The organism is Kitasatospora sp. NPDC017646 (assembly GCF_044329365.1).
GTDB lineage: Bacteria > Actinomycetota > Actinomycetes > Streptomycetales > Streptomycetaceae > Kitasatospora.
Window position 1 is genome coordinate 391,431 of record NZ_JBIRJC010000002.1, and the last position, 16,024, is coordinate 407,454.

General features: G+C 74.3%; 12 protein-coding genes. 3 read left to right on the top strand and 9 right to left on the bottom strand.

Annotated features, from left to right (window positions below; translation table 11 throughout):
* Positions 1-238 precede the first annotated feature (238 nt).
* The gene (locus tag ACH4J0_RS04845) at positions 239-1,000 is read right to left on the bottom strand and encodes a 3-hydroxybutyrate dehydrogenase (protein WP_396236256.1); all 762 of its coding nucleotides are present in this window, start codon (positions 998-1,000) and stop codon (positions 239-241) included.
* 310 nt (positions 1,001-1,310) lie between these two features.
* Between ACH4J0_RS04845 and ACH4J0_RS04850 the strand changes: the two genes are divergently transcribed.
* On the top strand, positions 1,311-3,218 hold the full coding sequence (locus ACH4J0_RS04850; protein WP_396236257.1) for a regulator: 1,908 nt from the start codon (positions 1,311-1,313) through the stop codon (positions 3,216-3,218).
* Positions 3,219-3,433: 215 nt separating this feature from the next.
* Here the strand turns inward: ACH4J0_RS04850 and ACH4J0_RS04855 are convergent, their stop codons facing one another.
* Together ACH4J0_RS04855 and ACH4J0_RS04860 are read right to left on the bottom strand one after the other, a co-directional pair.
* Positions 3,434-4,765: an NAD(P)/FAD-dependent oxidoreductase gene (locus ACH4J0_RS04855; protein ID WP_396236258.1), complete on the bottom strand. Its 1,332-nt coding sequence runs from the start codon at positions 4,763-4,765 to the stop codon at positions 3,434-3,436.
* Between the two features lie 429 nt (positions 4,766-5,194).
* A complete protein-coding gene (locus tag ACH4J0_RS04860; RefSeq protein WP_396236259.1) occupies positions 5,195-6,100 on the bottom strand; it encodes a TIGR01777 family oxidoreductase in 906 nt (301 codons plus the stop codon).
* Positions 6,101-6,165: 65 nt separating this feature from the next.
* Here ACH4J0_RS04860 and ACH4J0_RS04865 point away from each other — a divergent pair, with 65 nt between their 5' ends.
* Positions 6,166-6,666: a GNAT family N-acetyltransferase gene (locus ACH4J0_RS04865; RefSeq protein ID WP_396236260.1), complete on the top strand. Its 501-nt coding sequence runs from the start codon at positions 6,166-6,168 to the stop codon at positions 6,664-6,666.
* Between the two features lie 145 nt (positions 6,667-6,811).
* Positions 6,812-7,888 carry a DUF2510 domain-containing protein gene (locus ACH4J0_RS04870; RefSeq protein WP_396236261.1) on the top strand — a complete coding sequence of 359 codons (1,077 nt, stop codon included), beginning with the start codon at positions 6,812-6,814 and terminating at the stop codon, positions 7,886-7,888.
* A gap of 4 nt (positions 7,889-7,892) precedes the next feature.
* On the opposite strand, the gene ACH4J0_RS04875 is transcribed toward ACH4J0_RS04870, so the two are convergent.
* From ACH4J0_RS04875 to ACH4J0_RS04900, 6 genes are all read right to left on the bottom strand, one after another.
* A complete protein-coding gene (locus tag ACH4J0_RS04875) occupies positions 7,893-8,411 on the bottom strand; it encodes a DUF4240 domain-containing protein (protein ID WP_396236262.1) in 519 nt (172 codons plus the stop codon).
* A gap of 134 nt (positions 8,412-8,545) precedes the next feature.
* Positions 8,546-10,315: a 2-oxoglutarate dehydrogenase, E2 component, dihydrolipoamide succinyltransferase gene (sucB, locus tag ACH4J0_RS04880; protein WP_396236263.1), complete on the bottom strand. Its 1,770-nt coding sequence runs from the start codon at positions 10,313-10,315 to the stop codon at positions 8,546-8,548.
* Between the two features lie 66 nt (positions 10,316-10,381).
* On the bottom strand, positions 10,382-11,770 hold the full coding sequence (gene lpdA / locus ACH4J0_RS04885) for a dihydrolipoyl dehydrogenase (RefSeq protein ID WP_396236264.1): 1,389 nt from the start codon (positions 11,768-11,770) through the stop codon (positions 10,382-10,384).
* 416 nt (positions 11,771-12,186) lie between these two features.
* Positions 12,187-13,692, bottom strand: a complete 1,506-nt coding sequence (locus ACH4J0_RS04890; protein ID WP_396236265.1) for a leucyl aminopeptidase — start codon at positions 13,690-13,692, stop codon at positions 12,187-12,189.
* A gap of 258 nt (positions 13,693-13,950) precedes the next feature.
* On the bottom strand, positions 13,951-14,742 hold the full coding sequence (locus ACH4J0_RS04895) for an adenosylcobinamide-GDP ribazoletransferase (RefSeq protein ID WP_396236266.1): 792 nt from the start codon (positions 14,740-14,742) through the stop codon (positions 13,951-13,953).
* 155 nt (positions 14,743-14,897) lie between these two features.
* Positions 14,898-16,013 carry a nicotinate-nucleotide--dimethylbenzimidazole phosphoribosyltransferase gene (locus ACH4J0_RS04900; RefSeq protein ID WP_396236267.1) on the bottom strand — a complete coding sequence of 372 codons (1,116 nt, stop codon included), beginning with the start codon at positions 16,011-16,013 and terminating at the stop codon, positions 14,898-14,900.
* Positions 16,014-16,024 lie beyond the last annotated feature (11 nt).

Genomic DNA, 16,024 nt, shown 5'->3' on the forward strand with positions numbered 1-16,024 from the left:
GTGCGGGTGGTGGGGCGTGGGGGGGCCGCCCTCCCCCCCCCCTGGTTTGGGGGGGGCTCCTCTCACCGGCCGCCCCGCGCCCCGCGGGGGCGCCGGCCCCCCGGGCCGAGGGGGCTCTTGTGCGCGGGAAACCGGCGGGTCCGACTTCCTGCGGCCCCTCGGATTCCCGAGGGGCCGCAGGGGCCGGCCCGCTCGTCGTCCTGTTTCCAGGTCGAATGCCCCAAGGACCGGCGGGAGATCAGTGCGCCGTCCAGCCGCCGTCGATGGGGAGGCTGGCGCCGGTGATGTAGGCGGCGGGTGGGGTGCAGAGCCAGAGGGCGAGTTGGGCGACTTCGGCGGGTTCGATGAGGCGCTTGACGGCGGTGCGGTCGAGCATGACGCGTTCGACGACCTCGTCCTCGGGGATGCCGTGGGCCAGCGCCTGGGCGGCGATCTGCTTCTCCACCAAGGGGGTTCGGACGTACCCCGGGTTGAGGCAGTTGCTGGTGACGCCGTGCGGGGCGCCCTCCAGGGCGACGGTCTTGCTGAGGCCCTCCAGGGCGTGCTTGGCGGTGACGTACGCGGACTTGAAGGCGCTGGCGCGCAGGCCGTGGACGGAGGAGACGTTGACGATCCGGCCCCACTGCCGCTCGTACATGTGGGGCAGCGTGCGGCGCAGGATGCGGAACGGGGCCTCGACCATGACGCGTTGGATGAGGGTGAAGCGCTCGACGGGGAACTCGTGCACGGGCGCGACGTGTTGGAGGCCGGCGTTGTTGACCACGATGTCGGCGTCGGCCGGCAGGGCGTCCACGGCCTCGGCGTCGGCGAGGTCCGCGACGATCGCGTGCCCGCCGATCCGGTCCGCGAGGTCCCGGGCCGGGCCTGCCGCGAGGTCGACGACGTAGACCCGGGCGCCGGCCCCGGCGAGGGCTTCGGCACAGGCCCGGCCGATGCCGGAGGCGGCCCCGGTGACCAGGGCCGTGCGGCCGTCGAGCGGGCGGGCGGAAGAGGTGTCCATGGCCGAGAACGGTAGGAATCCGGCGGCGCGGCTCCCATGTGGCGGACCGACACAGCAGGCCCGTCGGCCATGGCGGCAACCACTACGAGCCTCGATCGACGGTTCGACCCCGGAAGGCCAAACCCATCCTGACCTCGCTTCCCCACAATGGGCGCGGTTGCTTCACCCGTTCGGAGGATTGCTCGGTCAGATCCACCCATAGCGCCCGAATGCTCGCTACATTCACGCCGATTCCCGACAGGGGGCGCCGCCCCGGGCGAGCCGAAGTGCTGGTGGAGCCCGGTGCGACGTCCGAGAGGTGTTGACTGACATGCCCCAACGGCCTGCAACCGACAGCCCGGCGTACGGACCGCTCGACCCGCTCGGCCAGCGCCGAGGCCCGGTCGGCCGGGCCCTTCCGGACGCCCCCGACGCCCTGACCGCCGACACCCTGACCGGCGACACGCTGACCGCTGACAAGCTGACCGCGGACGCCCCGACCGCCGACGAACTGCGGCTGCCCGCGCAGGCCACACCCGCCCGGCACGAAGCCACCGCCGCCCCCGCGACCACCAGCGGCCACGGCAGCCACACCGGCCACTCCGGCCACTCCGGCCCGACGCCGCAGAACGGCCAGCTCGCCGCCCTGATCGAGGAGGCCGGCTTCTCGCACGCCGGACTGGCCCGCCGGGTCGACCAGCTCGGCCTGGAGCACGGCCTCGACCTGCGCTACGACAAGACCTCGGTCACCCGCTGGCTGCGCGGACAGCAGCCCCGCGGCGCCACCCCGGCGCTGATCGCCGAGGTCTTCACCCGCCGCCTCGGCCGCCGCCTCACCGCCCAGGACCTCGGTCTGGACGCCTGCGCCCCGGTCTACGCGGGCCTGGAGTTCGCCGAGACCCCGCAGGAGGCGGTGGACATCGTGGCGAGCATGTGGCGCAAGGACAACGGCCCCCAGTCCGAGCTGCGCCGGATCGCCTTCACCCCGGCCGGCCTGGTCGTCCCCAGCCGGGACTGGCTGATCGGCCGCACCGACGAGCGGGTCGCCCGGGACGGCTCCACCCTGGCCCGCCCGGACGCCGCCGGTCCACCCGGCACCGCCGCGGCACCGGCACCCACCGCCCCGGGCGCGCCCGTCCTGGGCCCGGCGCGAACCCAGCCCGTCGGCGGCCCGGGAGCCCTGGGAGCCCCGGGCACCCCCGGCGCCCGCAGCACCGCCGGAACCACCGGCACCGCCGCGACCATCGGCCGGGTGCCCACCCAGAGCCGCCGCCCGCCGGCCGTCGTCGAGCCGCCGTACACCGACCCGACCCGCGAGGCCCGCCCCGCCCTGCGGGTCGGCCGCGGCGACATCGCCGCCATCCGCGCCGTCGGCGACCTCTTCCGCGCGCTCGACCACGCCTACGGCGGCGGCCACGCCCGCCAGGCGCTGGTCCGCTACCTGGAGAGCGAGGCCGAGCCGATGCTGCGCGGCCGCTACGGCGAGCAGATCGGCCGGGCCCTGTTCGGAGCCGTCGCCGACCTGACCAGGCTGGCCGGCTGGACGTCCTTCGACATCGCCGCGCACGGCCTCGCCCAGCGCTACTTCGTCCAGGCGCTGCGCCTCTCCCAGGCTGCCGGGGACCGCGCGCTCGGCGGCTACGTCCTGGTGACGATGAGCCAGCAGGCCGTCCACCTGGGCCACGGCCGGGAGGCCGTCCAGCTCGCCCGGGTCGCCCAGCAGGGCGTCGGCACCGCCGTCCCGCCGGTGGTCCAGTCGCTGATGCACGCCGCCGAGGCGCGCGGGCACGGCCTGCTGGGCGACGTCCGCTCCTGCACCACCGCGCTGGTACGGGCCGAGCGCTCGCTCGCGGCCTCCCGGACGGGCGACGAACTGCCCTCCTGGGCGCGGTACTTCGACGAGGCCCAGCTCTCCGACGAGTTCGCCCACTGCTACCGCGACCTCCAGCAGTGGCGCACCTGCGCGCAGCACGCCGAGAAGTCGCTGCGGCTGCGCTCGCCCGCCTACGCGCGCAGCCGGATCTTCTGCCGGCTGGTGCTGGCCACCGCCCGGCTCGGCATGGGGGACCTCGACGAGGCCTGCACCACGGCCACCGACGCGCTGCGGGCGGCGGGGGAGATGCGCTCGGCCCGCTCGCTGGAGTACGTCCGGGACTTCCACCGCCGCCTCACCCCGTACCGGGGCAGCCAGGTGGCCCGCGCCTTCGAGGAGACGGCCCGCCAGGCGGGCGTGATCTGAACCGCGCCCTGCCGCCCGAAGGGCAACCGGGCCGGGAGCCCACCAGCTCTCGGCCCGGACCCCCGGGCGCCCCGGCACCCCGTCGGTCCGTCGCCGCGGCGGACCGCCCGCGTGCCCGCACCGGTCGGAGAAGTGCCCGGAGCACCGCCGGGAGCACCGGCCGGATCAGCGCGCGGAGCACCACCTGATGACCAGTCCGGTGAAACCGGCGCCCTTCAGGCCGCAGCCTCCGCCTCCCGCGAACCGGCCGGCAGCCCCAGGTCGCCCAGCACCGCCTGCGCCGCCCGCCGGCCGGAGACCAGCGCGCCCTGCACCGTGCTGGTGTCCCGGTGGTCCCCGGCGACGTACAGCCCGGCCAGCAGCCGCACCGGGCGGCGGGGGTTGTGCGGCGGCGGCATCGCGGGCAGGGCGTCCGGGACGTGCCGCACGCTGAGGAACTGCCAGTCCGCCGTCGAGGTGCCGTACAGCTCGGCGAGCCGGGCCCGGACGGCCGGTTCCAGCCCGGCCGGGCCGCCCGCGTCGAAGGAGCGCCGGCCGAGCACGGTGGTGGCGACCAGCGACTGTCCGGCCGGGGCGTAGGACGGGTGCAGCTCGCTGAGCACCAACGAGTGCGAGACCAGCGGTGGGTGCCCGTTCGGGCGGTCGGCGTCGAGCAGCAGGACGGCCTCGTTCAGTGGGGCGCGGTCGGCGGCGTGGAAGAAGGTGGTGACGGGGTGGAAGTCCGGCAGCCTTAGCCCTGGCAGCAGTTCGGCGGCGGAGCGGGAGTCGGTGGCGACCACCACGGCCTGGGCGCCGATCCGTCCGTGGGCGAGGGTCTCCACGCCGTCGGCGCCGATCGAGGTGACCTGCACCCCGGTCCGTACGGTGCCGGCGGGCAGTGCGGCGGCCAGTTGGGCAGGCACGGCCGCGATCCCGTCGGCGGGCAGACAGAGCCGGCCGCGCGCGTACGAGCGCAGCACCAGGCCGGCGATCCGGCTGCTGGTGCCGAGGGCCGGATCGCTGAGCAGGGCGCTGAGCAGCGGGCGCAGGAAGCCGTCGATGCTGCGCGGGGAGAGTCCGTGGCCGGTCAGCGCGCGGGCGGTGGTGGTCTCCGGGCGGCCCGGGAGCCGGCCGACCGGGGCGGTGGCGATCCGGCCGAGCCAGCTGCCGAGGCGGGCCTTGTCCAGCGGGCTGCCGAGCGGGGCCCGGAGTGCGGCCTGCCGGGCGGCGGTGAGCTGCGGGTCCCCGGCACGGTAGCGGCGGCCGGCGCTGTGCACGAGCACGCCGGGAGCGAGCGGGCGCAGGTCCAGGCGGTCGAGGTCGAGCGCCCGGCGCAGCTCGGGGAAGGCGGTGTTCAGCAGGTGGCTGCCGTCGTCGAGGCGGAAACCGTCCACTGCGCGGGTGGCCATGCGGCCGCCGATCCGGTCGGTGGTCTCCAGGACCTGAACGGTGAGGCCGCGGCCGGTGAGTGCGCGGGCGACGGCCAGGCCCGCGAGTCCGGCACCGACCACGACGACGTCCGGGTCGGACGGTCGCCGGGCGCGGCGGGTGAAGTCGTACGTGGGCACTGGGGTGCTCCCTCCCTGGTCCCGGGGCTCCGGCCGACGCAGGCAGCGGGGTGCCGGGACACGGTCCGAGGAAGGTGATGCCCAGTCAGTGTGACCATCAGACAAGCACGATGGGCTCGATGCGGGGGTCGGAAGGGGTTGTGCGGCACCGGGCGGGGGCGCGGTCACGGACAGTGCGCCGTGGCGGCCGGGTTGCCGGGCAGACGGGCGCGCACGGTCACCGGGGGCGTGCGACGCGCCCGCCGTGTGCTCCCGTGCGCCCCCTCCCGGAGACCCCTCCGGCTCCGCCCGGCATATGCCCCTGGCCAGGGCGAATGCCGTAGCGGGACTACGCAGGAAGGACCGTCACGGTGCCGCCCGGCAGCGCTTCGTGAAGCGACTCACGAAGCACTTCGCGCCGGGCCTGGCACGGTGCCGCCCGGAGTCGCCTCACAGCGCCGCCCGCACCGCCGAGTCCAGGTCGGGGTGCGCGAACCGGAAGCCCGCGTCCAACAGCCGCCGCGGCACCACCCGGTGGCTGCCGACCACCTCGACGGCCAGCTCCCCGAGCACCACCTCCAGCACGGCCTCCGGCACCGGGAACGGCGTCGGCCGCCGCAGCGCCCGGCCGATCGCCGCGGTCAGCTCCGCGTTGGTGGCCGGTTCCGGCGCGGTGAGGTTGAAGGCGCCGGAGAGGTCCTCCCGGTCGATCAGGAACCGCAACGCGGAGACCTCGTCGGCCAGCGAGATGTAGCTCCAGTACTGCCGGCCGCTGCCGAGCCGCCCGCCCAGACCCAGCTTGAACAGCGGGAACAGCCGTCCGCCCGCCCCGCCCGCGGCGGAGAGCACCATCCCGGTGCGCGGGTGGACGACCCGGATCCCGGCCCGTTCGGCCGGCCGCGCGGCGGCCTCCCACTCCAGGCAGACCTCGGCCAGGAAGTCGTCCCCGGCGGGGGAGTCCTCGTCGATCACCCGGTCGCCGGTCTGCCCGTACCAGCCGACCGCGGAGGCGCTGAGCAGGACCCGCGGCGGCTCCGCGAGCGCCGCCAGTGCCACCGCCAGCGTCTCGGTGCCGTACACCCGGCTCTCCCGGATCTCCCGCTTGTAGGAGTCCGACCAGCGGCGGTCGCCGACTCCGGCGCCGGCCAGGTGCACCACCGCCTCGACGCCGGCGAGCCCGTTCCGGTCGACCTCGCCGAGCAGCGGGTTCCAGCCGATCGCCGTGCTGCCGTCGGGCTGCGGTCCCGTCCTGGAACGGTGCCGGACCAGCCGCACCACCTCGTGGCCGTCCGCCAGCAGCGAGCGGACGAGCGCCGAACCGATCAATCCCGTGGAGCCTGTGACAGCGATGCGCATGGGCCCATCCTCGCAGTTCTCATCACCTGTCACCTTTAGCACGCGCCCCATTAGCATCACGCAGCATGACCCGCGATGACGATCTGACCATCCGCCCGGCCCGGCCCGAGGACGAGCACGGCCTCGCCGCGCTCAACCGCGCCTCCTGGTCCACCCTGTCCGACGTCTCCCCGCAGCCGGCCGCCGAGGACGGGGTCTTCGACGAGCGGCACACCCCCGAGCAGTACCTGCTCGCCGTCCTGGACGGCCGGATCGTCGGCTACGTCCGCCAGGTCCCGGCAACCCGGCTGGCCGCCAACCGGCACGTCCGGCAGATCCAGGGCCTGGCCGTCCACGACACGGTGCGCGGCCGGGGCATCGGCCGGCGGCTGGTCGAGGCGGCCTGCGCGCAGGCCCGGGCCGGGGGCGCCCGCAAGCTCGGCCTCCGGGTGCTCGGCTGGAACGCCCCGGCCCGTCGGCTGTACGAGAGCTGCGGCTTCGTGGTCGAGGGCGTGCTGGCCGAGGAGTTCCTGATCGACGGCCGCTATGTGGACGACGTCTGGATGGCCCGCCGGCTCACCGACTGAACCGGCGCCGAACCCGGACCGAAGCCGCGCCCGACCCGCACCGAACCCGCCCCGCAGAAGACTGACGCCGCATCAGGACGGGCGCTGCAGAGTCGTGACGTACCTGCCCTGTCTGGAGCGGCACGCCGCCGGGTACCGTACGCCCGTGAGCAACTCGACGCCTCCCGGGTGGTACCCGGTCCCCGGTGCGGACGGCGCGCCCGGTCACGAGCGCTGGTGGGACGGCAAGGCCTGGACCAACGACGTCCGGCCGCTCCAGGGCGGCGCCGGACAGGTCGCCGACGCGCCGACCCAGACCTGGCAGCCCCCCACGCCGCAGCACCAGCAGCAGCCCGGCCACGGCTACCCGGCGCAGAGCGGCTCACCCGCCCCCGGCTACGGCTACCCCGGCCAGGACGCGGCCCAGGGCCCCGGCTACGGCTACCCCGGCCAGGCGCCGTACCCGGGCCAGCCGCCGTACCCCGGCCAGGAGGCCTACCCGGGCGCGGCCTACGGCTACCCGCCGCCGACCGGCTCCGGGCGGAACAGGACCGGCGTGGTCGTCGGCATCACGGTCGCCGTGCTGGCGGTGGGCGGGATCATCGCCGGACTGGTGCTCAGCAACGGCGGCGACCCGAAGGCGGACCCCACCCCGAACCCCACGGTCACCGTCACCCAGAGCGACAGCCCCTCGCCGAGCCCCACCCCGACCCGGACCAGCCCGACGCCCAAGCCCGTCCCGTCCCTCAAGAGCACGGTCCCGGACCCGCAGCACGCGATCACCGTCCCGGTGTTCGACGGCTGGGACGCCGCGACCAACTCCGCCCACTCCACCGTCTACCTCGGCAGCGGCCGCTACTCCTGCGCCGACGGCAACTCCTGCATCCGCGGCCAGTTCTCGATCGAGAAGGACACCGTCCAGGGCGACACCCCCAAGGGGGCCGCCGACGCCGCGATGCCGGCCTACGCCGGGACGATCTTCAGCGGGATCACCTCCCATACCGACTCCGGCTCCGGCTACGTCAGCGTCGCCGGCGTGCTCGGCTACGCCACCCGCTGGCACGTCCGCACCTCGGACGGCACCCAGGGCTACGTGCTGCTGGCCGCCGTCCCGGCCAAGGGCGGCGGCTACGTGGTCTTCGAGGGCGGCGTGGACGACGATCCGGCCGCGCCGGACGTCTCGGTGCTGGACCAGATCCTCAAGGGCATCAAGCAGGACGGCTCCTCCGGCAGCAGCACCTGAACCGCTACTGGTCGCCGTAGCGCTCCCAGAGCTTGGGGAAGCGCTTCGCCATGACGTCCGGGTCCTCGAAGTCCAGTGGTGCCCCGGACGGCCGCCCCGCCTGCCGCCCGCCCACGTCCGGCAGCGGCAGGCCGGTCAGCTGCTCGTACGCCTCGTCGGCGGCGTAGCCGAGGTCCTCGGCCTCGCCGTCCTCCTCCTCGTCGAACTCCGGCAGCAGGTCCGCCAGGTCGTCCGGTTCGGCCAGCCCGCCCTCGAAGACCTCCCTGCCCTGGCCGATCAGCCAGCAGCGGAAGTAGTCGAAGGTCTCCTCGGAGGCGCCGTCCAGCAGCAGCTGGGCCGCGCCCCACAGGTCGTGGCGGTAGGCGCGCTGGAACCGGGCCTCGAACAGCCGGGCGAAGTCGATCACGTCGTCCGGGGTCAGCTGGACGAGGCGCTCCACCAGCCGCTCGGCCTGTTCGTCGGGATCGCCGTCGGCGGCCTCCCAGGTGTCGTCGATGATCTGCCAGAAGTCGGTCTCGTCCATCACCGCTCAAGCATCCCTGTTCCGCCGCCTCCACGCATGCCATGACCCGGCGGAAAGCGCACCCCGGAACGGCGGAACCCCGCGTCGTCCGGGGACGGCGCGGGGTTCCGTAGGCTGTGTCCAGCCGTGCTGCCCTACAGGCCGAGCTCGACCTCGAACTCGCCGGCCTCCAGGATCTCCTTGACCGCGACCAGGTAGCGGGCGGCGTCGGCGCCGTCCACCAGGCGGTGGTCGTAGGAGAGCGACAGGTAGGTCATGTCGCGGATGCCGATGGCGGTGCCGCCGTCGGCCTCGATGACCACCGGGCGCTTGACGGTGGCGCCGATGCCCAGGATGGCGGCCTGGTTCGGCGGCACGATCACGGTGTCGAACAGCGCACCGCGCGAGCCGGTGTTGCTGATGGTGAAGGTGGCGCCGGACAGCTCGTCCGGGGTGATCTTGCTGTCGCGGACCTTGGCGGCCAGCTCGGCGGTCTTCTTCGAGATGCCGGCGATGTTGAGGTCGCCCGCACCCTTGATGACCGGGGTCATCAGACCCTTCTCGGAGTCCACCGCGATGCCGATGTTCTCGGAGTCGAAGTAGGTGATGGTGCCCTCGGCCTCGTTGATCCGCGCGTTGACGACCGCGTGGACCTTCAGCGCCTGGGCGGCGGCCTTGACGAAGAACGGCATCGGGGAGAGCTTGACGCCCTCGCGGGCGAGGAAGCCGTCCTTGGCCTTGGCGCGCAGCGACATGATCTTGGTGACGTCCACCTCGACCACGCTGGTCAGCTGCGCCTGCTCGTGCAGGGCCTTCATCATGTTGTCGCCGATGACCTTGCGCATGCGGGTCATCTTGACCGTCTGACCGCGCAGGGCGGACGGCGCGGCGGCGGCCTTCGGCGCGGCGGCCGGGGCGGCAGCGGCGGCCGGGGCCGGAGCGGCCTTGGCGGCCTCCGCGGCGGCGATGACGTCCTGCTTGCGGATGCGGCCGCCGACGCCGGTGCCGGCGACGGAGGACAGCTCGACACCGTGCTCGGCGGCGAGCTTGCGCACCAGCGGGGTGACGTAGGCGTCCCCGCTGTCGGCCACCGGGGCGGCCGGAGCGGCCGGGGCGGCAACCGGGGTGGGCGCGGCCGGAGCAGCAGCCGGAGCCGGGGCCGGAGCAGCGGCGACCGGAGCCGGAGCCGGGGCGGCGGGGGCGGCCGGGGCCGGAGCGGCAACCGGAGCCGGGGCCGGAGCGGCAACCGGAGCCGGAGCCGGGGCGGCAGCCGGAGCCGGGGCAGCGGCCGGGGCGGCAGCGGCGGCACCCGGGGCACCGATCAGCGCGAGCTGGGCGCCGACCTCGGCGGTCTCGTCCTCGCCGACCAGGATCTTGACGACGACACCGGCGACCGGCGACGGGATCTCGGTGTCGACCTTGTCGGTCGAGACCTCGAGCAGCGGCTCGTCGACCTCGACCGTCTCACCCTCGGCCTTCAGCCAGCGGGTGACGGTGCCCTCGGTGACCGACTCGCCCAGCGCGGGCAGCAGCACCGGGGTGGCGTCGCCGGCCGGAGCAGCCGGAGCAGCCGGGGCCTCGGCGGCCGGAGCCGGAGCGGCGACCGGAGCCGGGGCGGCGACCGGAGCCGGGGCGGCCGGAGCGGCAGCCTCGGCAGCCGGGGCGGCGGCAGCGGCCGGGGCGCCCGAGCCGTCGTCGATGACCGCCAGCTCGGCGCCGACCTCGACGGTCTCGTCCTCGCCGACCTTGATCGAGGAGAGGATGCCGGAAGCCGGAGCCGGAATCTCGGTGTCGACCTTGTCGGTCGAGACCTCGAGTAGCGGCTCGTCGACCTCGACACGCTCACCCTCGGCCTTCAGCCAACGGGTGACGGTGCCCTCGGAAACGCTCTCGCCCAGCGCGGGCAGTGTTACTGAGACCGCCATGGTTTCAGCGACTCCTATCAAGTCTTGCGTACGGGAAGTACTGGAAACGGGGGGTGGTGGGCGCGATCAGTCGTGCGCGTGCAGCGGCTTGCCGGCCAGCGCCAGGTGCGCCTCGCCCAGGGCCTCGGACTGGGTCGGGTGGGCGTGGATGAGCTGCGCGACCTCGGCCGGCAGGGCCTCCCAGTTGTAGATCAGCTGGGCCTCGCCGACCTGCTCGCCCATGCGGGCGCCGACCATGTGGACGCCGACCACGGCGCCGTCCTTGACCTGGACGAGCTTGATCTCGCCGGCGGTCTTCAGGATCTTGCTCTTGCCGTTGCCGGCCAGGTTGTACTTCAGGGTGACGACCTTCTCCTTGCCGTACAGCTCGACGGCCTTCGCCTCGGAGATGCCGACGGAGGCGACCTCCGGGTTGGAGTAGGTCACGCGCGGGACGCCGTCGTAGTCGATCGGCACCGGCTTGAGGCCGGCCAGGCGCTCGGCGACCAGGATGCCCTCGGCGAAGCCGACGTGGGCGAGCTGCAGGGTCGGGGCGAGGTCGCCGACGGCCGAGATGGTGGGCACGTTGGTGCGCATGTACTCGTCGACCAGGACGTAGCCGCGGTCCATCGCGACGCCGTTCTCCTCGTATCCCAGGCCGGCCGAGACCGGGCCGCGGCCGATGGCGACGAGCAGCAGGTCGGCGTCGATCTGCTTGCCGTTCTCGGTGGAGACACGGACACCGGTCTCGGTGTACTCGACGCCCGAGAAGCGGGCCTTCAGCTCGAACTTGATGCCGCGCTTGCGGAAGGCGCGCTCAAGGAGCTTGGAGGAGTTCTCGTCCTCCAGCGGGACGAGGTGCGGCAGCGCCTCGACGATGGTGACGTCGACGCCGAAGGACTTCCAGACCGAGGCGAACTCGACGCCGATGACGCCGCCGCCCAGGATGACGGCCGACTTCGGGATCCGGTCGAGCTTGAGGGCGTGGTCCGAGGAGATCACGCGGTTGCCGTCGATCTCCAGGCCCGGGATCGAGCGCGGCACTGAACCGGTGGCCAGGACGATGTGGCGGCCTTCGATGCGCTGGCCGTTCACGTCAACCGAGGTCTGCGAGGAGAGCTTGCCCTCGCCCTGGATGAAGGTGACCTTGCGGGACGCCACCAGGCCCTGGAGACCCTTGTACAGGCCGGCGATGACGTCGTCCTTGTACTTGTGGACGCCGTTGATGTCGATGCCCTGGAAGGTGGCCAGAACGCCGAACTCGGCGGCCTCCTTCGTCTCGTCCGCGATCTCGGCGGCGTGCAGCAGGGCCTTGGTCGGGATGCAGCCGCGGTGCAGGCAGGTGCCGCCCAGCTCACCCTTCTCGACCAGGGCAACGCTCAGACCCAGCTGAGCGGCGCGGAGCGCCGCGGCGTAACCGCCGCTTCCGCCTCCGAGAATGACTACGTCGAAAACGGTGCTGGCGTCGTTCGCCACGTCACGTCCTCCATGCAATGGGGTGGGTCGCCGGGCCGGTCGCGGTCCGGTGGGTCGGAAGCCTTTGTGGGGCGCCCAGTCGTGCCGGAAATACATCTTCGCACTTGTTCGCGGTGGCTGATGTCCGGGCCCACCCCAGGGGTGTTCCAAGGAGCGGTCACCGGGGCGGGAACACCCTCGACGGAAGGGCATCATCGCAGCTCAAGGCCTTGTTGGCAGCCGCCGGACGGGCGTCTTCCGCGCGGTTGGCCACGGCCTCTTCCGCTGTGCGGAACAAAGTTTCGCCAGTGGCGAACAGAGGTGCGGTGGGCCGTCCCCGCCTACTCGCAGGTAACCCGCGGGAACGCCGACGGGGGCCCGGCGCGTGTGCACCGGGCCCCCGTCGGGGCTCAGGTCCGCGGGGACCGGGGCCGGGATCAGGCCTTGCCGTTGGCAGCGGTCTGCTCGGCGAAGCGGACCAGGGTGCGCACCGCGCTCGCGGTGCCGCCCTTCGGGGTGTAGCCGAACGGCGCGCTCTCGTGGAACGCCGGGCCGGCGATGTCCAGGTGCGCCCAGTCGATGCCCTCGGCCACGAACTCCTTGAGGAACAGGCCGGCCACCAGGCCGCCGCCCATCCGCTCGCCCATGTTGGCCAGGTCGGCGATGGTCGAGTCGGTCATGCCCTTCTTGAGCTCGGCCGGCAGCGGCATCGGCCAGGACTGCTCGCCGACCTCGCCCGCGAGGGCGTGCAGGTTCTCGCGCAGCTCGTCGTTGTTGGCCATCACGCCGAAGGTGCGGGTGCCCAGGGCCAGCACCATGGCGCCGGTCAGGGTCGCCACGTCGACGATGACGTCCGGGTTCTCCTCGCCGGCCTTGACGATCGCGTCGGCCAGCACCAGGCGGCCCTCGGCGTCCGTGTTCAGCACCTCGACGGTCTTGCCGCCGTACATGCGCAGCACGTCACCCGGGCGGGTGGCCGAGCCGGACGGCATGTTCTCGGCCAGCGCCAGCCAGGCGGTCACGTTGACGGCCAGGCCCAGGCGCTTGGCGGCCACCACGGCGGCGAACACGGCGGCGGCGCCGGCCATGTCGCACTTCATGGTCTCGTTGTGGCCGGCCGGCTTCAGCGAGATGCCGCCAGAGTCGTAGGTGATGCCCTTGCCGACGAAGGCCAGCGAGGCCTTCGCCTTCGGGTGGGTGTAGGCCACCTTCACCAGCCGCGGCGGGTTGGTCGAGCCGTTGCCGACGCCCAGCAGGCCGCCGAAGCCGCCCTTGGTCAGCGCCTTCTCGTCCAGCACCTCGACCTTGAGGCCGTGCTCCTTGCCGGCCGCCTGGGCGATCGCGGCGAAGCTCTTCGGGGTCAGGTCGTTCGGGGCGGTGTTGACCAGGTCGCGGGCGCGGTTCATCTCCTCGCCGATCGCGGCGGCCCGCTCCACGGCGGCCTTGGCGTCCTTGCTGCCCTTGCGGACGGTCAGCACGACCAGCTCGCCGACCGGCTCCTTGCCGTTGCCGTTGCCCTTGTAGGTGCCGAAGGCGTACGAGCCGAGCAGGGCGCCCAGCGCGACCGCCTCGACCTCCTCCGCGGACTCGGCCGGCAGGGTCAGCGCGGCCTTCTTCGCGCCGGCCAGGGTGCGGGCGGCGGCACCGGCGGCGCGGCGCAGCGCCTCCAGCTCGTAACCGTCCTCGGCCGCCTCGCCGAGGCCGACCGCGAGCACGAGTGCGGCCTTCAGGCCGGCGGGGGAGGCCACCTTGACGGTCTCGCCCTCGGCGCCGGTCGCGCCCAGGGTGCCGAGGACCTCGGCCAGCTTGCCCTCGAACGCCTCGTTCACGGCCTCGGCGCCGGGGGCCAGCACAATGCCCTTGGGGCCCTTAGCGACACCGACCACCAGGGCGTCCGCGCGCAGAGAGGCGGCGGAGGAGGTGCTCACAGACAATGCAGTCACGTAATGCGTCCTGTTCTTTCGCGGTCCACGGCCGGTCGCGGCGTGACTGCCGCACCGGCGCAACCCGCCGTCGCAGGCCGTCCGCCGGCGGCCCCCGCGGTTCCGGGCCCCCTGGCGCGCGCGTCCGCCGGCGGCGGCCGCGCACACCAGAGGCCCCGGCTCCTCGGTGCGCGCCGGGCGGGCAGGACCTGCCACGGTGCAGGGCTGCGGTGCTTCACGCATGGTAGTCCGCATGGTGGGATCACGCGCCGCCCGGTGTCAGCCGAGCAACGCCAGGGCGAACAGCGTCCCGGTCGCGGCGGTTTCCGCCATCGCGCCGAGCACGTCCCCGGTGATCCCGCCGAACCGGCGGACACACCGTCGGAGCAGCAGTCGGGCACAGCCCGCTCCGAACACAACGGCCAGAGGCAGGCGCAGGGCTGACCACCCGTCGAACGCTCCGCACGCGGCCAGGGCGAGCGCCGCGAGGGCCGTCCCGGCGGCGGCCCCGGCGGGCGGTACGGTGCCCGCGACCATCGCTCCGAGTCCGCCCGGACGGGCGGCCGGAACGGACCGCAGGCAGCCCCAGGCGAGCGCGCACCGGGCGGCCACCGCCGAGGCGAGCACCGCGAGCGCGCCGCGCGGCACCGAGTGCCCGAACTGCCCGGCCAGCGCGGCGACCTGCGCCAGCAGCACCAGGACCAGGGTCAGGACACCGAACGGCCCGATGTCGGACTGCTTCATGATTTTCAGCGCGTCCTCGGCGGGCTTGCCGCTGCCCAGCCCGTCGGCGACGTCCGCCAGGCCGTCCAGGTGCAGCCCCCTGGTCAGCGCGGCCAGTGCCCCCACCGCCGCCACCGCCCCGAGCGGCCCGCCCGCCCGCCAGGCCACCAGCGCCCCCGCCCCGGCGGCGATCGCGCCCAGGACGGCCCCGACCACCGGAGCCGCCGTCATCGCCCGGCCTCCCGCAGCCCGGTCCCACCGCTCCACCCGGACCCGCAGCACCGACAGAGTCCCGAACGCGAACCGCAGCCCCTCTCCCCACGTGACCCGCTCGCCGCCGTCGGCCATCGCTCCCACTCCTCCACCACACCGCACCGACCGACGCCCGAACAGACGGAATCCCCGCGCCCCGGAAGGGACGCGGGGACCGCGCGAAGCCGAAGCCACGGCCCCGGAGCCCGACCACCGAGTCGAGTACCGGAGCGTCCGACTCCCGCCCCGTGCTACAGCTTCCGCAGCAGGTCGGCCGCCGAGGGCAGCTTCGGCTGCTCCCTCGGCGCCGACGGCACGAACGGCTGCGGTGCCTCGTCGGCGAGCGCGTCGCCCGCCGCCTGGAGCAGCGGCAGCGCGAGTACCGCGCCGACGCCTTCGCCCACGGTGATCCCCTGGTCCTGCAGCGGCGTCAGGGTCAGCCGGTCGTACGCCTTCGCCTGGGCCGGCTCGCCGGTGGACTGTCCGGCCCGCCACCACTCCGGCGCACGGAAGGCGATCCGCTGGGCGACCAGCGCGCAGGCCGAGGAGACGACGCCGTCCAGCACCACCGGCAGCCGTCGGACGGCCGCCTGGAGCAGGAACCCGGTGATGGCGGCGAAGTCGGCACCGCCGGTGGCGCCGAGCAGCGCCAGCTGGTCGCCGAGCACCGGCCGGGCCCGCCGCAGCGAGTCCCGGATGGTGGCGCACTTGACCATCCACACCCGGTCGTCGATGCCCGAGCCGCGCCCGCAGACCGCGGCCGCGTCCGTGCCGCACAGCGCGCCGACCAGCACGGCGGCCACCGTGGTGGAGCCGACGCCGAGGTCGCCGAGCAGCACCAGGTCGGTGCCGGAGTCGGCCTCCTCGTCGGCCACGGCCATGCCGGCCCGGAAGGCCCGTACGGTCTCCTCCGGGGTGAGCGCGTCCTCGATGTCGATCCGGCCGGAGCCGCGCCGGATCCGGTGGGCGACCACGTCGTCCGGGAAGTCCGCGGGGTCGGCGTCCACCGCGACGTCGACCACCCGCAGGTCCGCGCCGTAGCGCGCGGCCAGCCGGGCGACAGGCGCGGAGCCGTCGAGCACCGCCCGCACCCGGGCCGCGGTGCCGCCCTGGGCGGGCAGCCGGGAGACGCCGAGCGCGGCCACGCCGTGGTCGGCGGCGAACAGCAGCACCTTGGGCGCCGAGACGGGCCGCACGGGGGAGCGCCCCTGTACGGACGAGAGCCAGCTGCCCAGCTCCTCCAGCTTGCCGAGGCCGCCGCGCGGCCGCCCGGCCTCCTGCCAGCGCTCCTCGGCGGCGCGCCGGGCGCTGTCGTCGGGGCGCTCGACGAGCGAGGAGAACGTATCGAGATCCACGGTCGTGTCCATCGTCGGGAAGG